The following is a 21573-nucleotide window of genomic DNA, read 5'->3' as shown; positions in this document are numbered from 1 at the left end:
AGAGGATTGGCGGTGCCCATCAAACGGTCGATCCTCTTCTCTTCCACCCCTCGCCCCCTCTTCGCTCCGGTCTCAGCGTCGGCGCTTCGCTCGCGCCGTGGGCGTAGCCTCCAGCGGGTTCTCCGGCCAGTGGTGCTTGGGGTACCGGCCGCGCATGTCCTTGCGCACGTCGAAGTAGGCGTCGCGCCAGAACGAGCGCAAGTCGGCGGTCACCTGAACCGGGCGCTGGGCGGGGCTCAGCAGGTGCATCAGCACGGGCAGGCGACCGTCGAGCACGCGCGGCGTCTCTTCGAGGCCGAACACCTCTTGGAGCCTCACTGCGAGCACCGGCGCTTCGGGGTCCGAATAGTCGAGCGGGCGGACCGATCCGCTGGGGACCGTGACGTGCGCGGGCGCCAGCCGGTCGAGGTCGGTGCGTGCCGACGGCGGGCCGAGCTGGCGGAGCAGCATCCCGAGGTCGAGGCGGCTAAGGTCGGTGAGGCGCGTCATGCCCGCGAGGTAGGGGCCGAGCCACTCGGGCAGCGTCGCCAGCAGCGCGTCGTCGGACACGTCGGGCCACGGGTCGCCGAGGTGGTGCGCCAAAAACGCCAGCCGCTCGCGCAGGCGCGCCGTGTCCTTCGACCACGGCAGCACGCCCAGCCCGGACTGGCGGACGCCCTCGACCAGTCCGGCGGTGACGAGGTGCGGTGCCGGCTTTCGGATGGGGGCTTCGGACAGCACGACGGCGCCCAACCGGCGGACCCGGCGCGCGACGACGCGGCCCGCGCTCGCGTCCCACGCCACGTCGTCTTCGTCCACGATCTGGTCGGCGAAGAGCGCCTCGATGTCGGCGGCGTCGAGTGGGGCGGCGGTAAAGACACGCGCGCCGCCGCGCCGGTCGTCGAGGTCGCCGACGGCGAGGAAGGGGGCGTCCGCGAGCGGCTGGGCGCGGTCGAGGATCGCCGCACGGCCTTCGCGCAAGCGGTACCGCGCGCCCTCGGCCGACTCGCCCACGCGCTGGGCGACGCGGTCGGGGTAAGCCAGCGCGAGCAGGGGGCCGGCGGAGTCTAGGTCGGCCGGGGTGTCGGTCGCCTCCCAGGCGCGGCGCCAGCGCATCCCCTCGCGCCGCGCGCGGTCGAGGGCGCCCCGGTCGAGGCGGACGCCGTTCCCGCCCCGGGCATCGCCGCGCAGGGCCTCGACGCGCAACCGGAGGTCGACGTCGGGCAGGCGGCCGTCCCAGCGGAACACGTCGCGCTCGGACAGCAGGCCGACGAGGTCGGCGCCGAGGGCGGGGTGACCGAGGGCACGGGCGCGCTCGCCGAGGTGCGCGAGCCGGGGGTGCATCGGGAGCGCCGCCATCGCGCGGCCGTGTGGGGTAAGGGCGCCGTTCGCGTCGAGCGCGTCGAGCTCGCGCAACAGCTCGCGGGCGGTCTCGAAAGCGGCGGCGGGGGGCGGGTCGATCCAGCCGAGGTCGACGGGCGCGGCGCCCCAGGCGGCAAGCGCGAGCGCCAGCGGGGCGAGGTCGGCCTGCGTCATCTCGGCGGGCGCGTGCGTGCGGAGCGCGGCGTGCTCGACCTCGCTCCACAGCCGGTACCCGACGCCGGGCTCGGTCCGCCCGGCGCGCCCCATGCGTTGGTCGGCCTCGGCGCGGCTCACGCGGACCGTCTCCAGCCGCGACATCCCGCTGGCGGCGTCGAACCGGGGCCGCCGCGCCAGCCCGGCGTCGACGACCACGCGGACGCCCTCGATGGTCAGGCTCGTCTCGGCGATGCTGGTCGCCAGCACCACCTTGCGGGTTCCGGGCGGCGCGGGCTCGATGGCCGCATCTTGCTGGCGCGCTCCGAGGTCGCCGTACAAGGGCGCAAGTGTCACGTCGCGTGGCAGGCCCGCCAGCCGCTCGGCGGTCCGGCGGACCTCGCCCGAGCCGGGCAGGAACGCGAGCACGCTGCCGGTCTCCTCCGCCAAGGCCCGTCGCACGGCCGCCGCCACGGCGTCTTCGATCCGAGGGGGGCGACCGCCCGCGTCTGCTTGCGGCGAACCGAGGTAGCGGGGCTCGACCGGGTACGTCCGCCCTTCACTCGTGACGACGGGCGCGCCGCCGAGCAGGTCCGAGAACCGGTCGCCGTCGAGCGTCGCGCTCATCGCCAGCAGGCGGAGGTCGGGCCGCAACAGCTCGCGCGCCTGGAGCGCGAGCGCCAGCCCGAGGTCGGTCTGCAGACTCCGCTCGTGGACCTCGTCGAACACCAGCGCCGAGACGGGCCGCCCAGCGGTGAGGTCGGGGTCGTTGAGCAAGCGCCGCGTCAGCACGCCCTCGGTGACGACTTCGATGCGCGTGCTCCGCCCGACCCGCGTCTCGCCGCGCACGCGCAGGCCGACGGTCTCGCCGACGCGCTCGCCGAGTTGGGCCGCCAGCCGCCGCGCGGCCGCGCGAGCCGCGATCCGCCGGGGTTCGAGCATCACAATCGTCCCGTCGAGCCAGTCTGCGTGGAGTAGCGCAAGCGGGACTCGCGTGGTTTTGCCCGCGCCGGTCGGCGCCTGGAGCACGGCGACGCCCGCCGCGCCCAGCGCCGCGACCACGCGGGGCAAGACGGCGTCGACGGGGAGGGGCGGGCCAGGGAGTCGCATCGGGCAGAGAGCCCGGAGCGACCGGAAACGTTCCGCCAGCGAGTCAGCAGCGCGTCCCCGCCGCCGAATCGGCTTGCGCTGGCGGGCGCGAGCGGCCACCTTCCGGTCCCCATCCGCCGTACCGATGTCTCAAGCCCGGGTCCTCCAAGTCAACGTGTCGCCCGGTGGCGTGCCCAAGCGCGCCGTCGCGCAAGCCGAAGTCCGCGTCGACGGCATCACGACGGACGACGTCAACTATCCCAAGGTCCACGGTGGGCCCGAGCGGGCCGTGTCGCTGTTCTCGCTCGAAGTGATCCGGCGGCTGCAGGACGAGGGCCACCCGATCTACCCGGGCGCGACGGGCGAGAACCTGACCGTCGCCGGGCTCGACTGGGCGACGCTGGCGGCGGGCTCCCGCTTGCGGATCGGCGACGAGGTGCGGCTGGAGCTGGCGAAGCCGGCCGAGCCGTGCAAGACGATCGCGGGCGCGTTCGCGGACGGCAACTCGAAGCGGATCAAGGCCGAGCGGTACCCCGGGGAGGCTCGGTGGTACGCCCGTGTGCTCGCCGAGGGGACCGTTCGACCGGGTGACGTGGTGGCGGTCGAGGGCTAGCTCGGTGTGTTCTGCCCCGTCGGGTCGAAGGCCTGCCCGTCCTGGCCGGGCGGCGGCGTGGGGTCGAGCCGGCCGATCAGGCGCGTCTCGCGGACGACAGAGACCGTCCACATCAGCGCGAGCAGGCCGACGCCGACCATCCCCAGCAGGTCGAGGACCGTCCACTCGACGCCACGCCAGAGGACAGTCATCGGGCCGACGGCCCACACGATGGTGTTGAACGCGATAGCGATGACGCGGAGCTCCGTGGGCCCCAGCCCGCCGAACGAGATCTTGAACACGTCGCGCGCGATCGTCACCATGTTGACGAGCAGCATCATCATCAGCACGCCGACGCAGATCAGCATGGCGATGTCGAACCGCATCAGCGACCCGGCGCCGAGCCCGACGGTCAGCATCACGGCTGCGATGGCGTCGGCCTGGTGGTCGACGAAGAACCCGTAGCGCTCGCGGCGGATCTGGCGGACGCGGGCCAGCGTGCCGTCGAGCGAGTCGCCCCACCAGTGGACGACCAACCCGAACGAGGCGACGTGCAGCCAGGCCAGGTCCTCGCCGCTGAGGGCGTAGGCGACCGACGAGAGCAGGGCGCCGCCGAGCGCGAGCGCGGTCAGCCCGTCGGGCGTGACCCAGCCGGGGAGCCGGGCCGCCATGCGCGGCAGGGCCCACCGCTCGAATCGGCCGAGCAAGATGTCGTTGACACGGCGCTTGGCAATCTTCGGGCGCGCCACGTTGGGCACGGGGCGGGCCGAGTCGACGGAGGGGGGTACAGGGGCAGACACAGCACGTCGGAAGCGGGGCCAGAAGGTACCGGCCCCGCCGTTTCAGTGCGGCGGAGCTATGCCGCGACGGCCGCCTCGGCGCGCTGGGCCGGTGCCGCGAGCGCGTCGAGAGCGCGGTCGAGGTCGGCCAGGAGGTCGGCCTCGTTTTCGACCCCTACGCTCAGCCGGACGAGCCCGTCGGGCAGGCCCGCCGCGTGGCGGACCTCGGCGGGGATCGAGCCGTGCGTCATTGTCGCGGGGTGTGACACCAAGCTCTCGACGCCGCCCAGGCTCTCGGCGAGCTGGAATAGCCGGGTGTTCTGCATAAAGCGCGTGGCCGTCTCGATCGAGTCGTCGGCGAGCACGATCGAGACCATCCCGCCGAACCCGTCCATCTGGCGCGCCGCAACGTCGTGGCCGGGGTGATCCTCAAACCCGGGGTAGATCACGCGAGCCACCTTCTCGTGGCCGCGGAGGTGCTCGGCGACGGCGCGAGCATTCGCGCAGTGCCGCTCCATCCGCAGGTGCAGCGTCTTCGTGGACCGGAGCAGCAGGAAGCAGTCCTGCGGCGCGGGCGCGGCGCCGACCGACTTGATCTGGAACCGGAGGTGCTCCATCCAGCCGTCGTCGCTCGTCATCACGGCGCCACCGACCACGTCGGAGTGGCCGCCGATGTACTTCGTCGTGGAGTGGATGACGAGGTCGGCGCCCAGTTCAAGGGGCCGCTGGAGGTAGGGGCTCGCGAACGTGTTGTCGACGGCGACGGCGACGCCCCGGTCGTGGGCGATCTCGGCGAGCGCGGCGATGTCGGTAATCCGAAGGAGCGGGTTGGTCGGGGTCTCGACCCAGATCAGCTTGGTGGCGTCGGTGATGGCGTCGGCGGCGGCGCCTTCGCGGCTGAGATCCACGAACGAGAACTCGACGCCCATGGGCTCGATGATCTGGCGCATGAGCCGGTACGTCCCGCCGTACAGGTCGTCGCCCGCCACGACGTGGTCCCCGGGGCGGAGCCGCCGGAGCACCGAGTCGATGGCGGCGACGCCGGACGAGAAGGCGATCCCGTAGGCCGCGCCTTCCAACGAGGCGAGGTTGCCCTCGAGCGCCGTCCGGGTCGGGTTGCCGACACGCGCGTAGTCGTAGCCCTGGTGCACGTCCGGGGCCTCCTGGACGTAGGTGCTGGTCTGGTAGACGGGCGTCATGATGGCGCCGGTCGAGGGGTCGGGCTGCTGGCCGGCGTGGATGGCACGCGTGCCGAAGCCGAGGTCGGGGGAGGGGTCGAGCATGGGATCAGAAGGGGGCGTGGGGTGAGACGCGGCGCGGGCCCGATGCCTTCCCCGTTCGCGGGAGACTCAAAAAAAAGCGGGGACGCGGACCGGCCGCGCCCCCGCCAGGGAGTGAGGCGCGGGCCCCTTAGTCCATCGAGATGCCGGCGCACTCGGCGACGCCCTCGGCGTCGTCGACACGGCCGAGCTGCGTGTACACGCGGAAGAGCGCGTCGCAGACGCCGGCCTCGTCGACGTCCTCGGTGTTGTTGGCGCGCTCGTTGAGCGCGGCGGCGAGGTTCTGATACGCGGCGCCCAGGTTGTAGAAGGCGTCCGAGTTGGTCGGGTCGAGCTCGGTCGCACGCTGGAGCTGGACGATGGCGTCGTCGTAGCGCTCGGCCTGAAGGAGGAGCGCGCCGTAGTTGTAGCGGAACGCCGGGTTGTCCGGCTGGCGCTGGATGGCCTCGTCGTAGCGCTCGATGGCGCGGTCGGTCTCGCCCGACAAGGTGTACGCGTTGAGGAGCATCGTCTGGATGTCCTCGTCCTCCGGGAAGCGGGCCTGGGCCGTCTCGAGGTAGGCGACGGCGTCCGTGGCCCGGTCGGCGAGCACGAGCGTGCGGCCGTAGTAGTAGGCGAGCACGGGGTCGGCGTCGTTGATCTCGGTGCCGCGCTGGAAGGGCGCGAGCGCCTGCGTGGCCTCGCCGTCGCGGAGGTACGCCAGCCCGAGGCCGAGGTAGCCCTGCGTCGAGTCGGGCATCAGCGCGGTCGACTGCTCAAAAAAGTTGACGGCGTCGGCGACGTCGGCGTCGGGGTTGCGGATCACGTCGTTGCCGGCGTTGACCGCCAGCGCCCACAGGGCCAGCTTGGCCTGGTCGACGCCGGGGTCGGCCGGTGCGAGCTGCTCGGCGCGCAGCAGCGACTCGACCATCCGGTCGTAATTGGCGGCCAGGAAGGCAGCCTTGGGCTCGAGGCCAGGCGTGTTCTCGTACTGCTGGCGGAGCACCTCGACGCGGAGCAGGAGCGCCTCCGTGTTGTCGGGGTTGGTCTCGAGCGCCGTGTCAATGTTGGAGAGCGCCTGCTCGTAGTCCCCGTTGCGGAGATCGAGCTTGGCGCCCTCGACGTTCGGATCGGAAGAGCACCCATCGGCGCCGCCCACGAGGAGCGCGACGACGAGCGAGAGGGCGAGGGTCAGGAAACGAGACGGCATGTGCAGTTGGGACTGGCGAGGAGGTGGCGGGGGGCGCCGGCGGGGATCACCGGGCGCTCGCGGAGGGTCGTACCCTTCCACGCCGAAACTAGCGCCGGGGTCCGCCACCTCGCCGACCTCCACGCTTCCGCCCCCCATGACACCCGCCGCGAACGCCCTCCTCGATGGCCTGATCGACTATGCCGGTCTCTTTCCGCCGGCCGACCTCGACCTCGGCGCCGCCGTCGAGGCCTACGCCCGGCACCGCGTCAGCCCACACGCCGAGATGCTCGGCCGGTTCATCGTGCCCGCCGCCCGCCTCGGCGCGTTGGACGAGCACGCCGAGGCGCTTGGGAGCGGGGCCCCGTGGCGGTTCTCCGTCCTCGGGCTCGCGCCCGCCGACGGCGAGGCCTGGACGGACACGGCCGCCCGAACGGTCGAGGCCGCTCGCGCCTTCCAGGCGCGCCACGGTGGCGCCGCCGTGTGCGACCGGTTCGAGATCCGGCTGCCCGCCGACCTCGCTCGTGACCACGACGCTTTGGCGGGCGCCCTCCTCGACCTCGACGCTGAGATGCGCGCGGGCGCCAGCTCCGGTCCCCGCGCCGCTGTCGAGGTCCCGTTCCTCGACGCGCCGGACGCCGTCGAGCCCGCCGCGGCGGCAGTGGCCGAGACGAATGCGCGAGCCGGGCGGCCAGCGGTCGCCCTCAAGTTCCGGTGCGGCGGCGTGACTCCGGACCTCGTGCCAAAGGTCGAGACGCTGGCGACCGCGCTGGCGGCGGCGGTCCGCGCCGATGCCCCCTTTAAGGCCACGGCTGGGCTCCACCATCCGCTCCCGAACCACGACGACGCGGTCGGCGCCCGGATGTACGGCTTTTTGGGCGTCTTCGGCGGCGCGGCGCTCGCGCGCGTCCACGGGCTGGGCGCCGACGACCTCGCCGAGATGCTCGATGACGCCGACGCCTCGTCGTGGGCCGTCGGCGACGCGTTGCGCTGGCGCTCGCTCTCCGCCAGCGCCGCCGAGGTCGCCGACGCTCGCGAGCAACTCGCGCTGTCGTTCGGCTCCTGCTCGTTCGACGAGCCCGTCGATGACCTCCAGTCGCTCGGCTGGCTCGCGCCAGGGGCGTAGCGCTTCTCTGTCCTGATCTCTCTGACTTCCGACGACTCGTGACCCCCTTTCTCGACTGCGACCCCGCCGACGGCTTCGGCCTCGACAACCTGCCCTACGGCGTCTTCTCCACCGACGGCGGCCCCACCCGCGTTGGGGTTCGGCTTGGCCACTACGTCATCGACCTCGCCGAACTCGAACGGGCGGGGCTGATCGCCGCAGCGGGCGCGGGCCGGCACCCGATCTTCGCGGCCGACGCACTCAACGGCTTCATGGCCCTCGGCGCCGACGCCTGGGAGGCCGTCCGAGGCCGGCTCCAAGATCTGCTGAGCACCGACGGCCCGGCCGACCTGCGCGATGACGGGTCGCTGCGCCAGCGCGCGATCGTCCCCCTAAAGGACGTCACCATGCACCTGCCGGCCCACGTCGGCGATTACACCGACTTCTACTCGTCGCGCCAGCACGCCACGAATGTCGGCACCATGTTCCGCGACCCGGACAACGCGCTGCTGCCCAACTGGCTGCACCTGCCGGTCGGTTACCACGGCCGGGCCTCGTCGGTCGTGGTCAGCGGCACCGACGTCGTGCGGCCGAGCGGGCAGCAGAAGCCGGACGACGCGCCGCCCGTCTTCGGGCCCTCGAAGCTTCTCGACATCGAACTGGAGCTCGGCTTCTTCGTCGGGCCCGGCAACGACCTCGGCACGCCGATCCCGATCGAGGAGGCCCCGACACAGATCTTCGGCTTCGTCCTCGTCAACGACTGGAGCGCCCGCGACATCCAGAAGTGGGAGTACGTGCCGCTGGGCCCGTTCCTGGGCAAGAACTTTGCGACCTCCGTGTCCCCGTGGGTGGTCCCGTACGCCGCTCTCGCCCCGTTCCGCATCGATGGGGAGGCGCAGGACGCGAGCGCGGGCAACCCGGAGCCGCTCCCGTACCTCCGCCAGACCGAGCCGCGGTCGCTCGACGTGGACCTCGCGGTCGCGTTGCAGACGCCGGCCATGCGCGAGGCCGACGAGGAGGCCCAAACGATCGCGCGGTCGAACGCGAAGTACCTCTATTGGAGCCCCGAGCAGCAGCTCACGCACCACACCGTCAATGGCTGCAACGCGCGTCCGGGCGACCTGATGGCGTCGGGGACGATCTCGGGCGAGGAGAAAGGGAGCTACGGGTCGATGCTGGAGTTGTCGTGGCGAGGGACGGACCCGGTGGCGGTGGGCGGGGAGACGCGGACCTTCCTGCGCGACGGCGACCGCGTCGTGCTCTCCGGCCGCGCCGAGCGCGACGGCACGGTCGTCGGGTTCGGAACCGTCGAGGGCACGGTGCGGCCAGCCGTTACGTAACCGTTTTTCAAGCACACATACCCCGTGCACCCCACTATATTCAAACGCATTCGGGTGGTCCCCACCGTCGACCCGTGCCGTCGGCTGGCCTGCTAGGCGCCTGCCGACACCTCCCGTCACGGCCCTCGCTTGTATGCAAGTCGCGCACCCTTCATTTCGCGTCCACGCGCTCCGGCTCAGCGACTTCGACTACGCGTTTCCCAAGTCGCTCGTCGCTCAATACCCGGCCGAACCGCGCGACGCGGCGCGCATGATGGTGCTCGACCGCGAGCGAGGGACCATCGAGCACCGAGAGGTCCGGGACTTGCCGGAGTACTTCGGCGAGGGCGACGTGCTCGTCGCTAACGACACGATGGTGTTCCCGGCCCGCTTGCGCGGCATCAAGGAGAACACGGGCGCCAACGTCGAGGTCTTCCTTTTGCGCGAGCTCAACAAGGAGCACCGGTTGTGGGACTCGATCGTCGACCCTGCCCGCAAGGTCCGCGTCGGCAACAAGCTGGTGTTCGAGGGCGGGCTGGCGGCCGAGGTCATCGACAACACGACCAGTCGCGGCCGGACGATCCGGTTCATCTTCGACGGCACGCCGGACGAACTCTACCAGCGCATCGACGCGATCGGGGAGACGCCGATCCCACCGTACCTCCGCCGCAAGGCCGAGCCCGCCGACCGGGTCCGCTACCAGTCGCTCTTCGCCCGCCAGCGCGGTGCCGTGGCTGCGCCGAAGGCAGGGCTCCACTTCACGCCGGACCTGCTCGGCGACATCACTGCCCGGGGCACGGAGGTGGCAACCTGCACGCTGCACCTTGGGCTCGGGTCGTTCCAGGCCGTCGAGGTCGAGGACTTGTCGAAGCACCGGATGGACTCGGAGTTCTATCAGGTCCGCGACGACGCGGTCGAGTGCGTCAACCGGGCCCTCACGCACCCGGACCGGCACGTCACGGCCGTGGGCACGAGCGTGGTCCGGGCCCTCGAGTCGTGCATCTCGGCGTCCAAGACGCTCAAGCATGGGCAGGGCTGGACGGACAAGTTCATCTACCCGATCCACGACTTCCACATCTGCGAGCGGCTCCTGACCAGCTTCCACCGTCCCAAGTCGACGCTGCTGATGACCGTCGCGGCGTTCGCCGGGTACGACCTGCTGATGGAGGCGTACGCGGAGGCCGTCCGCGAGGAGTACCGGTTGTTCTCGTTCGGCGACGCGATGCTGATCCTCTAGGATGGGACTCGGGGATGAGGGGCTGGGGACTGGCAGGTGGGGCAGTGAGCGCGGTGTTTTGGGCGGGAGCGCCGGACCGTCTGTGAGCGGCGACCCGACGGTCGGCCTCGTGCTTCCGGCGGGAGGGTCGGGCTCGCGGATGGCGCAAGCAGGGGCGCCTGCCAAGCAGTTCCGCGTGCTCGGCGGCGCGCCGGTCGTGGTGCAGACCCTTCGGGCGTTCGCGAGCCATCCAGTCGTCGGGCCGCTCGTCGTCGTCGTTCCAGCGGGGGAGGAGGCGTCGACGCGGGACCTGCTGGCGGAGCACGGCGTCGCGGCGGACGTCGCGACGGGCGGGCGGACGAGGCAGGCGTCGGTCGCGAACGGGGTGCTCGCGCTGCCCGCGTCGGTCGAGACCGTCGTGGTGCACGACGCGGTGCGGCCCTTCGTGACCAGATCCGTTATTGCAAAATGTGTGATGGTTGCCCGCCAGCACGGCGCCGCGGCGTCCGCCCTCCGTGTCGCCGACACCCTCAGGCAGGGCGGTGATGGCCCCTTCTTCGGCGACACGGTCTCTCGGGACGGGCTGTGGGCCATGCAGACCCCGCAAGCGGCTCGCCGCGATTGGCTGACCCGGGCAGCGGCGAACGCGGCCGGGCATCTCGCCACAGACGAGGTCGGCTTGCTCCACCACGCCGGCTACCCGGTCCGGATCGTCGAGGGCGACCCGCGCACGCTCAAGATCACGCGCCCTGGAGACTGGGCGCTCGCGCAAGCGTTGTGGCCCGGCTGGACGGGGGAGTAGGGGGAAAGGAGTTTCCCTGATCCGAGCCGCCAGCCGCACAATGGGAGCATCTTCCCGTTTCCCGCCTCTCCGCTCCTCGTCCTCATGCGCATCGGCCACGGCTACGACATCCACCGCTTGGTCGAAGGGCGCCCGCTCATCTTGGGTGGCGTCTCCGTCCCCTCGGAGGTCGGCCTCGATGGCCACTCCGATGCCGACGTGCTCACGCACGCCATCATCGACGCCTTGCTCGGCGCCGCCGCGCTCGGGGACATCGGCGCGCTCTTCCCCGACACCGATGCCGAGTGGAAAGGGGCCAATAGCATCGAGCTGTTGCGCGCCGTCGTGGGGAAGGTCCGCGAGGCCGGCCACGCCATCGGCAACGTCGACGCGACGGTGGTGCTGCAGCGGCCCAAGCTCCGCCCTCATATCGACGCGATGCGCGAGCGGTTGGCGGACGGGCTCGGGGTCGTTGTCGGCGACGTGTCGGTGAAGGCGACGACAGGGGAGGGGATGGGGTTCGTCGGGACCGGCGAGGGCGCAGCGGCGCACGCCGTCTGCCTGCTGACCTAGTGGAAACGGCCACCGAGATCGTCCACTGGCTCGAAGGGTTGCCGCCGGTCGGCATCTACGCGGTGCTCTTTGCGGTGTCGTACCTCGAGAATCTGATCCCGCCGCTGTGGGGCGACACGGTGATCGTGCTGTGCGGCTCGTTCGTCGGCTTGGGCGTCGTCGCCTTCGTGCCGACCGTCTTGCTGGCGGCGCTCGGCGGAGCCCTCGGGTTCATGACCGTCTTCGCGGCCGGCCGCAAGCTGGGCGCGGCCATCCACGACCCCGCCCGACTCCGCTGGATCCCTCGCGCACCGGTCGCCCGGGCCGAGCGCTGGCTGGAGCGCTGGAGTCTGGGCGTGGTGCTGGCGAACCGCTTCCTGGCAGGTGGACGAGCCGTGATCGGCCTGCTGGCGGGCGCCTCGCACCTGCGGGCGGTGCCCGTGGCGTTGGCCGCGAGCGTGAGCGCGCTCGCGTGGAGCGTGCTGTTGGTGTGGGCGGGCGCGGCGGTCGGCGCCGAGTGGGACCGCGTGCTGGGCTGGCTGTCCATCTACGGCCGAGCCGTCACCGTCGGGCTCGTCGTCGTGGGGGCCGTGGCGGTCGTGCGCTGGCGGCTCCGCGCGAATCGACTGCGAAGAGACGGCGCGGACGGCCGCTAGCGGGCTCGGACAGTTGACGCGCCGCTGGCGGGCCGGGTACCTTCGCACTTCGCGATGCCCGCTCCGCTGGCGTAGCTCAGTTGGTAGAGCAGCTGATTTGTAATCAGCAGGTCGGGGGTTCGAGTCCCTCCGTCAGCTCAGCCGAGCCGCCGCCGAGGCCATCGCGATTGTTCTTTTTGTACCGGGCAGGTGGCCGAGTGGTTAAAGGCGACAGACTGTAAATCTGTTCTCTCACGAGTACGGAGGTTCGAATCCTTCCCTGCCCACGATTGACACGCGACGAGCGACGCGACCGCGTCCTGCGGGAGTAGCTCAGTTGGTAGAGCGTCACCCTTCCAAGGTGAATGTCGCCGGTTCGAGCCCGGTCTCCCGCTCTCGCGCGTCCCATCGCCTCCTTAGCTCAGCGGTAGAGCACTTCCATGGTAAGGAAGGGGTCCCGGGTTCAATTCCCGGAGGAGGCTCCGGCGGACCGCCGCCGCCCAGACAGTTCATCCCGCGCACCGCGCACAGACACGAGAAACCCATGGCTAAGGAGCAATTCCAGCGGACGAAGCCCCACGTCAACGTGGGCACCATCGGTCACGTCGACCACGGGAAGACGACGCTGACGGCGGCGATCACGAAGGTGCTCGCCGAGGCCCAGGGCGGCACGGCGATGTCGTTCGACCAGATCGACAACGCGCCCGAGGAGCGCGAGCGCGGGATCACCATCGCGACGGCCCACGTCGAGTACGAGACGGAGGCCCGGCACTACGCCCACGTCGACTGCCCCGGCCACGCCGACTACGTCAAGAACATGGTGACGGGCGCGGCCCAGATGGACGGGGCGATCCTGGTCGTCGCGGCCACCGACGGCCCGATGCCCCAGACGCGGGAGCACATCCTGCTCGCCCGCCAGGTGGGCGTGCCGTACATCGTGGTCTTCATGAACAAGGCCGACCTCGTCGACGACGAGGAGCTCCTGGAGCTCGTCGAGATGGAGGTCCGCGAGCTCCTCGACTCGTACGAGTTCCCGGGCGACGACCTGCCCGTCATCCAGGGCTCGGCGCTGGGCGCGCTGAACGGGGAGCCCGAGTGGGTCGAGAAGGTGAACGAGCTGATGGCCGCGGTCGACGACTACATCCCGACCCCGGAGCGGGCGGTCGACCAGCCGTTCTTGATGCCGGTCGAGGACGTGTTCTCGATCACGGGCCGCGGGACGGTGGTCACGGGCCGCGTCGAGCGCGGCCAGATCAAGGTCGGCGAGCCGGTCGAGATCGTGGGGATCCGCGAGCCGAAGATGACGAGCACCGTGACCGGTGTCGAGATGTTCAGGAAGCTCCTGGACTCGGCCCAGGCCGGGGACAACGCGGGGATCCTGCTCCGTGGGATCGAGAAGGACGCCGTCGAGCGCGGGATGGTGCTGACGAAGCCCGGGGCCGTCACGCCGCACAAGGAGTTCGAGTGCGAGGTGTACATCCTGTCGAAGGACGAGGGCGGCCGTCACACGCCGTTCTTCAAGGGGTACCGCCCGCAGTTCTACTTCCGGACGACCGACGTGACCGGCGACATCGAGCTGGCCGAGGGGGTCGAGATGGTGATGCCGGGGGACAACACGCAGTTCTCGGTCAAGCTGATCCAGCCGGTGGCCATGGAGCAGGGGCTCCGGTTCGCGATCCGCGAGGGCGGGCGGACGGTCGGCGCCGGCGTCGTCTCCAAGATCCTCGACTGATCCGGGCGGCGGTCTCCACCGTCGCTTCCTGACGGCACGCCGTGCCGTTCGTAGGTTGACCCGACCGCCGGCGCTCCTCGGGGCGTCGGCGGTCCGCTTCACGGGCGTGGCGCAATTGGTAGCGCATCGGTCTCCAAAACCGACGGTTGCAGGTTCGAGTCCTGCCGCCCGTGCTCCGATCCACACCAGACCCCGCCTCGCGCGGTACCCGATGGCCACTCAGACTCAGACGCAGCAGGCCCCTGGCGGCGCCGCCGGCAACTACCTCGTCGAGGTCCGCAAGGAGATGCGGAAGGTGAACTGGCCCAAGCGCCAGGAGCTCATCTCCAACACGGTCCTGACGCTGGTCTCCTCGCTGGCGATCTCGCTGTTCATCTTCGGAGCCGACCAGGTGATCAGCACCGTCCTCCGATTCATCTACGGCGGGTAGCCCACTCCATGTCTGTTCGTTCGCCGATTCGCAAGTGGTACGTCCTCCGGACGTTCTCCGGGCACGAGAAGAAGGTCGAGGAGTACCTCATGGGTGAGGTCGAGCGCCTCGGCTACGAGGACAAGCTCACTCAGGTCGTGATCCCGACCGAGACCGTCTTCGAGATGCGCGCCGGGAAGAAGCGGACGCGCGAGAAGACCTCGTTCCCCGGCTACATCCTGCTGGAGGCGCTCATCGATCCGTACCTCCGCGAGGTCATCAACGGCGCGCCGTCGACGATTGGCTTCTTGGGTGCGAACGGCGAGCCCGTCCCGCTTCGGCCGGACGAAGTCAGCCGCATCCTGGGGATGATGGACGAGGAGAAGAGCGAGCAGCCCGAGATCCCCTTCAAGGAGGGCGACCCGGTCAAGGTCGTCGACGGCCCGTTCAACACGTTCACCGGGTTCGTCGAGGAGGTCTACCCCGACAAGATGAAGGTCCGCGTGATGGTCTCCATCTTCGGCCGCAAGACGCCGCTGGAGCTGGACTACCTCCAGGTCGAGCACGAGAGCTAGGGCTCGCGTCCGACCCAGCGACTCCGAGCGGGGCGGCCAGGCGGTCGCCCCGTTTTTTCGGTTGCAGGGCGGCGGTGCCCGAGGCCCGGGGTGGGCTGGCGGCCCTCTCTCTCGGTCGCGAGCGGAGACCCCGCCGAGGCGCGGTGAAACACGGGCGAAGCCGGTCGGAGGGGCTCTTTCCGGCCGGAGCCCCGGCTACCTTCCGCATCCCGCTACGCCCCGGCGTGGCCTCACTTGCGCGGGAGCCGGTCGCCCCGGCGTTTGCACCGCACCCCAGTTATGGCGAAGAAAATCGACGGCTTTATCAAGCTGCAGATCAAGGCGGGCCAGGCCTCCCCGGCGCCCCCGATCGGCCCCGCGCTCGGCCAGAAGGGCGTCAACATCATGGAGTTCTGCAAGGCGTTCAACGCCGCCACGCAGGAAAAGATGGGGCTCGTGATCCCCGTCGTGATCACCGTCTACGGTGACAAGAGCTTCACGTTCATCACGAAGAGCCCGCCGGCCGCGATTCTCCTGAAGAACGCCGCTAAGATCCAGAAGGGCGCGGGCGACCCGCTCCGGGAGAAGGTCGGCAAGGTCACCTGGGATCAGTGCCGCGACATCGCGGAGCAGAAGCTCGAGGACCTCAACGCGACCGACCTCGACAACGCCGCTCGCATGATCGCGGGCACGGCGCGCTCGATGGGCCTCACCGTCACCGGCGCCCCGATCGCCTAGTCGGTTTCGACGCTCGGGACGGCGAACCCCTTGAGGGGCGCCCCTGGGCTCGGACCCTTTACCACCGCGGGAGCCAGCGACGCTGGCGATTGCACCGCACACCCCCCAACACCATGGCAAAGAGAGGCAAGCGCTACCGCAAGGCGGCTGAGGCCGTCGCGGCGGCCACCGAGGCCGCTGGCGGCGTGCTCTCGCTCGACACGGCCGCCCAGCTCGTCAAGGAGACGAGCGGCGCCAAGTTCGAGGAGTCCGTCGACATCGACGTCCGTCTGGGCGTCGACCCCCGCCACGCCGACCAGATGGTCCGCGGCTCGGTCGCCCTCCCGCACGGGACCGGCAAGACCGTCCGCGTGCTCGTGCTCACGAATGAGGGCAAGCAGGCCGAAGCGACCGCCGCCGGCGCCGACATGGTCGGCTTGGACGACTACGCCGACAAGATCCAGAACGAGGGCTTCACCGACTTCGACGTGCTGATCGCGTCGCCCGACGTGATGCCGGTCGTCGGCCGGCTGGGCCGCGTGCTCGGCCCCCGCGGCCTGATGCCGAACCCCAAGTCGGGCACCGTCACCAACGACCTCGCCGCGGCCGTCGAGGCCGTCAAGGCGGGCCGGATCGACTTCCGCGTCGACAAGGCGGGCATCATCCACACCTCGATCGGCAACGTCACGTTCTCGCAGGAGCAGATCCGCGACAACGCCGACGCCTTCCTCAAGGAGATCGTCCGGCTCCGCCCGGCCGCCGCGAAGGGGACCTACGTCAAGAGCGTCACGCTCTCCACGACGATGGGCCCCGCCGTTCCGGTCGACCGCGCCGCCGCCGTCGTCGCCACTCGCTAATCCTCCTGTGGCCCTTTCGGGCCGCGCAGCCAGACAAGACCATGCCGCTTACCAAAGAGCAGAAGCAGGAGGCACTCGGGGCAATCGCCGAGACCCTCGGCGACGCGAACACCGTCTACCTCACCGACTACCAGGGCCTCACCGTCGAGCAGGCCACGGGCTTGCGCCGGGCCTTCCGCAAGGCCGACGTCCAGTACAAGGTTCTCAAGAACACGCTCCTCCGCCGCGCGATGGAGGAGAAGGGCGGGTTCGACGAGCTCTACGACGCGCTCAACGGCCCGACCGCCGTCGCCTTCACGAACGACCCGGCCGGCCCGGCCAAGGTCCTCACCAAGTTCCTGAAGGACAACGACCTCGAGATCCCGCGCTTCAAGGGTGCCTACATCGACGGGGCCATCTACGGCGACGACCAGCTCGAGATGCTGGCGACGCTCAAGAGCAAGGACGAGCTCCTGGCCGACATCCTCGGCTTGCTCATGGCTCCGATCACGAATGTCGCGTCGGCCCTCGGCGCGCAAGGCTCTGGCTTGGCCAGCGTCATCCAGCAGATCTCCGAGAAGGAGGAGGAGGCCTAGCCCTCCTGCTGACCCCGTCCGCCTCGGCACCCCGCCGGGTCGGACACCCTCATCCATAATCAGCGACGCAGCCACTCCCGGCACAGACCGTCGCAGGAACACCCCAATCCAATGGCAGACATCAACAGCATCGCCGAGAGCCTCGTCAACCTGACCATCAAGGAGGCCAACGAGCTCCTGACGGTCCTCAAGGACGAGTACGGCATCGAGCCCGCCGCCGCCGCCGCCGTCATGGCCGGCCCGGCCGGTGGCGACGGCGCCGCCGCCGTCGAAGAGCAGACCGAGTTCGACGTGATGCTCACGGGCATCGGCGGCAACAAGATCGCCGTCATCAAGGAGGTCCGCGGCATCACCGGTCTCGGCCTCAAGGAGGCCAAGGAGCTCGTCGACAACGCGCCGTCCGCGATCAAGGAAGGCGCCTCGAAGGACGAGGCCGACGAGATCAAGGGCAAGCTCGAGGGCGCCGGCGCCACGGTCGAGCTCAAGTAAGTGCCGCGCGGGCGCGAGCCCGCGCGCTGGCGTCCGCCCGCCCTCCCCGGCTCCGCCGGAGGGGGCGGGCGTTCGCGCCATCCGGTGGCTTCGGACTTTCCGATGCCACCGTTCGTGCGTCCGGGCCCTGCCCGGTGCACACGGACCGTTCGGAACTCCGCGTTCCGGGTCGCGTCCTTCTCCGTCGGCTCTGCCGATGGATGCCCGCGCTGCCGACGAGAGTCGGTGGCGCCGCCCGGAGGCCCGAGTTCGCTCGTGGTCTCGGCCGGGCCCTCGCATCAGCGGTCACCAAACCCCAGGGGTACGCCTTGAGCAACAGCAAGAGCGCCCGACCGGCGCCCAGTGGAGAGAGCACTCGCCAGTCGTTCGCCGACATCGCCGCAGTCCTCGACTTCCCGGACTTCCTCGAGATCCAGCTGAAGTCGTACCACGACTTCCTGCAGGCCGAGCTCGTTCCGGAGGAGCGCAACCCGAAGAAGGGTCTCGAGAACACCTTCCGGGAGCACTTCCCGATCACCGACACGAGAGAGCGCTACACGCTCGAGTACCTCCACTTCACGCTGGAGGCGCCCAAGCACTCCATCGAGGAGTGCCTGGCGCAGGGCCTGACGTTCGCCCTCCCGCTCAAGGCCAAGCTGCGCCTGAGCGCCAAGGAGGACGAGGATGAGGACGAGCCCGAGGAGGCCATCCAGCAGGATGTCTACCTCGGCAACCTGCCGGTCATGACTGAGAAGGGCACGTTCGTCGTCAATGGCGCCGAGCGCGTCATCGTCAGCCAGCTGCACCGCTCGCCCGGCGTCTTCTTCTCGCAGTCGGTCCATCCCAACGGGACGGACCTCTACAGTGCCCGCGTGATCCCCTTCCGCGGGTCGTGGATCGAGTTCTCGACCGACGTCGCGAACGTGATGTGGGCCTACATCGACCGCAAGAAGAAGCTGCCGGTGACGGCGCTCCTCCGCGCGCTCGGGTACTCGTCCGACTCCGAGATCGTCAACCTGTTCGACTTGGCCGACGAGGTCAAGATCTCGAACAAGACGAACTACAAGAAGCTCATCGGCCGCGTCCTCGCCTCCTCGGTGACCGTCGAGGTCAAGCACGAGGTGATCGACGAGGACACGGGCGAGGTGCTCCAGGAAACGTCGGAGCGCGAGGTCGTGCTCCCCGCCGAGCACGAGATGACGGAGGACGACTACGGTCTCCTCAAGGACGCGGGCGTCCCGTCGGTCATCGTCCGCCGCGAGGTGGACGAGGACGACAACACGTCGCTCGACATGTCGACGTTGCTCAACACGCTCAAGAAGGACTCGACGCACTCGGAGGACGAGGCGTTGAACCAGCTCTACGAGACGCTCCGCAGCGCCGAGGCGCCCGACACGGACGCCGCCCGCGCCTTGCTCGACCGCCTGTTCTTTTCGGACAAGCGCTACGACCTCGGCGACGTCGGCCGGTACCGCATGAACAAGCGGCTCGGGCTCCCGCCGGAGAACGACTCGGTCACGCTGTCCAAGGAGGACATCGTCGCGATCATCACCGAACTGGTCAAGCTCCAGAACGGCAAGTCGAACGTCGACGACATCGACCACCTCGGCAACCGCCGCGTGCGGACGGTCGGCGAGCAGCTCCAGAGCCAGTTCTCGCTCGGGCTCGCCCGCATGGCGCGGACGATCAAGGAGCGGATGAACCTCCGCGACGCGGACAAATTCACCCCCCAGGACCTCGTCAACGCGCGGACCGTCTCGTCGGTGATCAACACCTTCTTCGGGACGAACCAGCTGTCGCAGTTCATGGACCAGACGAACCCGCTCGCGGAGCTGACGCACAAGCGTCGGATGTCCGCGCTCGGGCCCGGTGGTCTGACGCGCGAGCGCGCCGGCTTCGAGGTGCGCGACGTGCACTACACGCACTACGGCCGTCTCTGCCCCATTGAGACGCCGGAGGGCCCGAACATCGGCCTCATCTCGTCGCTGTGCACGCACGGCGTCGTCAACCAGTTCGGGTTCATCGAGACCCCGTACCGGAAGGTCAAGAACGGCAAGGTGACCAAGAAGATCGAGTACCTGTCCGCCGAGGACGAGGACCGCTTCACGATCGCCCAGGCCAACGCCCCGCTCAACGACGACGGGACGTACGCCAACGACCTCGTCCGCGCCCGCATCGGTGGCGACGTGCCGCTCGTGACGCCGGACCAGATCGACTACATGGACGTGGCGCCGAACCAGATCATCTCGCCTGCCGCGAGCCTGATCCCGTTCCTCGAGCACGACGACGCCAACCGCGCGTTGATGGGCTCGAACATGCAGCGTCAGGCCGTGCCGCTCCTGCAGCCGTCCGCGCCGTACGTCGGCACGGGCCTGGAGGGCCGCATCGCTCGGGACTCCCGCGCGATCCTGGTCGCCGAGGGCGCCGGGACCGTGGAGTACGTCGACGCGACCAAGATCACGGTCCGCTACGACGAGACGCCCGAGGACGCGGACGCCGCGTTCGAGGAGCCCGTCCGGACGTACAAGCTCATCAAGTTCCGCCGGACCAACCAGGACACCAACGTCACCCAGAAGCCGCGCGTCGCCGCCGGCATGAAGGTGAAGAAGGGCGACCTGCTGGCGGACGGGGCCTCGACCGAGCGCGGCGAGCTCGCCCTCGGCAAGAACGTGCTCGTCGCGTTCATGCCGTGGAAGGGCTACAACTTCGAGGACGCCATCGTCATCTCGGAGCGCGTGGTCAAGGAGGACGTCTTCACGTCCGTCCACATCGAGGAGTTCGACCACCAGGTCCGCGACACCAAGCGCGGCGAGGAGGAGCTGACGCGCGAGATCCCGAACGTCTCCGAGGAGGCCACCAAGGACCTCGACGAGCGCGGCATCGTCCGCGTCGGCGCCGAGGTCAACCCGGGCGACATCATCGTCGGCAAGATCACGCCCAAGGGCGAGACCGACCCGACGCCCGAGGAGAAGCTGCTCCGCGCCATCTTCGGCGACAAGGCCGGCGACGTCAAGGACGCCTCGCTCAAGGCCAAGCCGGGCATGAACGGCGTCGTGATCGACACGATGCTGTTCTCGCGCCGCAAGACCGACGCCATCACCAAGAAGGCGGAGGAGAAGCGGCTCGAGGAGATCAAGCGCCAGCTCGAGCGCGAGGTCGAGGCCCTGCAGCAGTCGTTCTACGAGCGGTTCTTCGCGCTCATCGGCGCCAAGAAGGCCGGCGCGGCCATCGAGCTGCGCGACGGCACGGTCGTGGTCTCGGAGGGCGCCAAGCTCTCGAAGACCTCGTTCAAGGCGATCGAGCCGGCGGACCTCAAGATCCGCCAGTCGTTCACGAATGACGACGACACGAACCGTCAGGCCTGGAAGCTGCTCGCCAACTACCAGCGCCGCCACCAGGAGGTGACGGGCTCGGCCGAGCAGGAGGAGTACCGCATCCAGATGGGCGACGAGCTGCCCCCGGGCATCGTCCAGCTGGCGAAGGTCTACGTCGCGAAGAAGCGCAAGCTGCAGGTCGGCGACAAGATGGCCGGCCGCCACGGCAACAAGGGTGTGGTCGCCAAGGTGGTGCCCATCGAGGACATGCCGTTCTTGGAGGACGGCACGCCGGTCGACATCTGCCTCAACCCGCTGGGCGTCCCGTCCCGCATGAACCTGGGGCAGATCTTCGAGACCCTCTTGGGCTGGGCGGGCGAGAAGCTCGGCGAGACGTACGCGACGCCGGCCTTCGACGGCGCGTCGATGGACGACATCGCCGCCAAGCTGCGCGAGGCCGGGCTCCCCGAGGACGGCCGCATCCAGCTCTTCGACGGCAACACCGGCGAGGCGTTCGACCAGAAGACGACCGTCGGGCAGATCTACATGCTCAAGCTGTCCCACCTGGTCGACGACAAGATCCACGCCCGGTCCATTGGCCCGTACAGCCTCATTACCCAGCAGCCGCTGGGTGGCAAGGCGCAGTTCGGTGGCCAGCGCTTCGGCGAGATGGAGGTCTGGGCGCTCTACGCGTACGGCGCCTCCAACGTCTTGCGCGAGATCCTGACCGTCAAGTCCGACGACGTGCAGGGCCGCTCGAAGGCCTACGAGGCCATCGTCAAGGGCGACAACATCCCCGAGCCGAACGTCCCCGAGTCGTTCAACGTCCTGCTCCGCGAGATGCAGGGCCTCGGTCTCGAAGTCCGAATCGACTGATGGGGGACTGGGGACGTGGGGACTCGGGACTGGCATCCGCCAGCGCCTCGGCCCTCACGCC

The 21573-nt window shown here is 69.9% G+C and carries 19 protein-coding genes and 5 tRNA genes; 20 read left to right on the top strand and 4 right to left on the bottom strand.

Annotation, left to right across the window (positions count from 1 at the left end; genetic code table 11):
• Positions 1-72 precede the first annotated feature (72 nt).
• Positions 73-2604: an ATP-dependent helicase HrpB gene (hrpB, locus tag ACLII4_RS13410; protein WP_412067905.1), complete on the bottom strand. Its 2532-nt coding sequence runs from the start codon at positions 2602-2604 to the stop codon at positions 73-75.
• Positions 2605-2728: 124 nt separating this feature from the next.
• Here hrpB and ACLII4_RS13405 point away from each other — a divergent pair, with 124 nt between their 5' ends.
• A complete protein-coding gene (locus ACLII4_RS13405) occupies positions 2729-3196 on the top strand; it encodes an MOSC domain-containing protein (protein WP_412067904.1) in 468 nt (155 codons plus the stop codon).
• Here the strand turns inward: ACLII4_RS13405 and ACLII4_RS13400 are convergent.
• From ACLII4_RS13400 to ACLII4_RS13390, 3 genes are all read right to left on the bottom strand, one after another.
• Positions 3193-3975, bottom strand: coding sequence for a CDP-alcohol phosphatidyltransferase family protein (locus ACLII4_RS13400; RefSeq protein WP_412067903.1), 783 nt, complete (start codon positions 3973-3975; stop codon positions 3193-3195). The genes ACLII4_RS13405 and ACLII4_RS13400 overlap by 4 nt on opposite strands.
• Before the next feature lie 56 nt (positions 3976-4031).
• On the bottom strand, positions 4032-5237 hold the full coding sequence (locus ACLII4_RS13395; RefSeq protein WP_412067902.1) for a cystathionine gamma-synthase: 1206 nt from the start codon (positions 5235-5237) through the stop codon (positions 4032-4034).
• Positions 5238-5364: 127 nt separating this feature from the next.
• On the bottom strand, positions 5365-6423 hold the full coding sequence (locus ACLII4_RS13390) for a tetratricopeptide repeat protein (protein WP_412067901.1): 1059 nt from the start codon (positions 6421-6423) through the stop codon (positions 5365-5367).
• A 136-nt stretch (positions 6424-6559) separates the two neighbouring features.
• Here ACLII4_RS13390 and ACLII4_RS13385 point away from each other — a divergent pair, with 136 nt between their 5' ends.
• From ACLII4_RS13385 to rpoB, 19 genes are all read left to right on the top strand, one after another.
• Entirely contained in the window at positions 6560-7528 is a 969-nt protein-coding gene (locus tag ACLII4_RS13385) for a hypothetical protein (RefSeq protein WP_412067900.1), read from the top strand.
• A 38-nt stretch (positions 7529-7566) separates the two neighbouring features.
• The gene (gene fahA / locus ACLII4_RS13380; RefSeq protein ID WP_412067899.1) at positions 7567-8847 is read left to right on the top strand and encodes a fumarylacetoacetase; all 1281 of its coding nucleotides are present in this window, start codon (positions 7567-7569) and stop codon (positions 8845-8847) included.
• A gap of 133 nt (positions 8848-8980) precedes the next feature.
• Positions 8981-10063 (top strand): tRNA preQ1(34) S-adenosylmethionine ribosyltransferase-isomerase QueA, encoded by a 1083-nt coding sequence (gene queA / locus ACLII4_RS13375; protein ID WP_412067898.1) that lies wholly within the window; start codon positions 8981-8983, stop codon positions 10061-10063.
• Between the two features lie 82 nt (positions 10064-10145).
• Entirely contained in the window at positions 10146-10844 is a 699-nt protein-coding gene (ispD, locus tag ACLII4_RS13370; protein WP_412067897.1) for a 2-C-methyl-D-erythritol 4-phosphate cytidylyltransferase, read from the top strand.
• A gap of 84 nt (positions 10845-10928) precedes the next feature.
• Entirely contained in the window at positions 10929-11396 is a 468-nt protein-coding gene (ispF, locus tag ACLII4_RS13365; protein WP_412067896.1) for a 2-C-methyl-D-erythritol 2,4-cyclodiphosphate synthase, read from the top strand.
• The gene (locus ACLII4_RS13360; protein WP_412067895.1) at positions 11396-12031 is read left to right on the top strand and encodes a DedA family protein; all 636 of its coding nucleotides are present in this window, start codon (positions 11396-11398) and stop codon (positions 12029-12031) included. The genes ispF and ACLII4_RS13360 overlap by 1 nt, the downstream gene beginning before the upstream one ends.
• A gap of 65 nt (positions 12032-12096) precedes the next feature.
• Positions 12097-12169 (top strand) — tRNA-Thr (locus ACLII4_RS13355).
• Between the two features lie 45 nt (positions 12170-12214).
• Positions 12215-12297 (top strand) — tRNA-Tyr (locus ACLII4_RS13350).
• Positions 12298-12332: 35 nt separating this feature from the next.
• Positions 12333-12405: transfer RNA gene (locus tag ACLII4_RS13345), tRNA-Gly, on the top strand.
• Between the two features lie 15 nt (positions 12406-12420).
• Positions 12421-12492: transfer RNA gene (locus ACLII4_RS13340), tRNA-Thr, on the top strand.
• Between the two features lie 62 nt (positions 12493-12554).
• The gene (gene tuf, locus ACLII4_RS13335; protein WP_412067894.1) at positions 12555-13742 is read left to right on the top strand and encodes an elongation factor Tu; all 1188 of its coding nucleotides are present in this window, start codon (positions 12555-12557) and stop codon (positions 13740-13742) included.
• Between the two features lie 100 nt (positions 13743-13842).
• A tRNA-Trp gene (locus ACLII4_RS13330) sits at positions 13843-13915 on the top strand.
• A gap of 38 nt (positions 13916-13953) precedes the next feature.
• Positions 13954-14172: a preprotein translocase subunit SecE gene (secE, locus tag ACLII4_RS13325; RefSeq protein WP_412067893.1), complete on the top strand. Its 219-nt coding sequence runs from the start codon at positions 13954-13956 to the stop codon at positions 14170-14172.
• Positions 14173-14180: 8 nt separating this feature from the next.
• Positions 14181-14726: a transcription termination/antitermination protein NusG gene (gene nusG, locus ACLII4_RS13320; RefSeq protein WP_412067892.1), complete on the top strand. Its 546-nt coding sequence runs from the start codon at positions 14181-14183 to the stop codon at positions 14724-14726.
• Positions 14727-15005: 279 nt separating this feature from the next.
• Complete coding sequence (gene rplK, locus ACLII4_RS13315) at positions 15006-15443, top strand: 50S ribosomal protein L11 (RefSeq protein WP_412067891.1); 438 nt, start codon at positions 15006-15008, stop codon at positions 15441-15443.
• 113 nt (positions 15444-15556) lie between these two features.
• The gene (gene rplA / locus ACLII4_RS13310; RefSeq protein ID WP_412067890.1) at positions 15557-16279 is read left to right on the top strand and encodes a 50S ribosomal protein L1; all 723 of its coding nucleotides are present in this window, start codon (positions 15557-15559) and stop codon (positions 16277-16279) included.
• 41 nt (positions 16280-16320) lie between these two features.
• A complete protein-coding gene (gene rplJ / locus ACLII4_RS13305; protein WP_412067889.1) occupies positions 16321-16854 on the top strand; it encodes a 50S ribosomal protein L10 in 534 nt (177 codons plus the stop codon).
• Between the two features lie 111 nt (positions 16855-16965).
• Entirely contained in the window at positions 16966-17343 is a 378-nt protein-coding gene (gene rplL, locus ACLII4_RS13300) for a 50S ribosomal protein L7/L12 (RefSeq protein WP_412067888.1), read from the top strand.
• Between the two features lie 308 nt (positions 17344-17651).
• Positions 17652-21512: a DNA-directed RNA polymerase subunit beta gene (gene rpoB / locus ACLII4_RS13295; RefSeq protein ID WP_412067887.1), complete on the top strand. Its 3861-nt coding sequence runs from the start codon at positions 17652-17654 to the stop codon at positions 21510-21512.
• Positions 21513-21573: the final 61 nt, after the last annotated feature.

It is taken from the genome of Rubrivirga aquatilis (assembly GCF_046845665.1).
GTDB lineage: Bacteria > Bacteroidota > Rhodothermia > Rhodothermales > Rubricoccaceae > Rubrivirga.
This window is presented reverse-complemented; position numbering and strand designations above follow the sequence as displayed.

Bases quoted from the DNA above. Each gene is read 5' to 3' on its own strand.
- hrpB (WP_412067905.1), bottom strand. From the start codon at position 2,604: ATGCGACTCCCTGGCCCGCCCCTCCCCGTCGACGCCGTCTTGCCCCGC.
- ACLII4_RS13405 (WP_412067904.1), top strand. From the start codon at position 2,729: ATGTCTCAAGCCCGGGTCCTCCAAGTCAACGTGTCGCCCGGTGGCGTG.
- ACLII4_RS13395 (WP_412067902.1), bottom strand. From the start codon at position 5,237: ATGCTCGACCCCTCCCCCGACCTCGGCTTCGGCACGCGTGCCATCCAC.
- ACLII4_RS13390 (WP_412067901.1), bottom strand. From the start codon at position 6,423: ATGCCGTCTCGTTTCCTGACCCTCGCCCTCTCGCTCGTCGTCGCGCTC.
- ACLII4_RS13385 (WP_412067900.1), top strand. From the start codon at position 6,560: ATGACACCCGCCGCGAACGCCCTCCTCGATGGCCTGATCGACTATGCC.
- queA (WP_412067898.1), top strand. From the start codon at position 8,981: ATGCAAGTCGCGCACCCTTCATTTCGCGTCCACGCGCTCCGGCTCAGC.
- ispF (WP_412067896.1), top strand. From the start codon at position 10,929: ATGCGCATCGGCCACGGCTACGACATCCACCGCTTGGTCGAAGGGCGC.
- tuf (WP_412067894.1), top strand. From the start codon at position 12,555: ATGGCTAAGGAGCAATTCCAGCGGACGAAGCCCCACGTCAACGTGGGC.
- secE (WP_412067893.1), top strand. From the start codon at position 13,954: ATGGCCACTCAGACTCAGACGCAGCAGGCCCCTGGCGGCGCCGCCGGC.
- nusG (WP_412067892.1), top strand. From the start codon at position 14,181: ATGTCTGTTCGTTCGCCGATTCGCAAGTGGTACGTCCTCCGGACGTTC.
- rplK (WP_412067891.1), top strand. From the start codon at position 15,006: ATGGCGAAGAAAATCGACGGCTTTATCAAGCTGCAGATCAAGGCGGGC.
- rplA (WP_412067890.1), top strand. From the start codon at position 15,557: ATGGCAAAGAGAGGCAAGCGCTACCGCAAGGCGGCTGAGGCCGTCGCG.
- rplJ (WP_412067889.1), top strand. From the start codon at position 16,321: ATGCCGCTTACCAAAGAGCAGAAGCAGGAGGCACTCGGGGCAATCGCC.
- rplL (WP_412067888.1), top strand. From the start codon at position 16,966: ATGGCAGACATCAACAGCATCGCCGAGAGCCTCGTCAACCTGACCATC.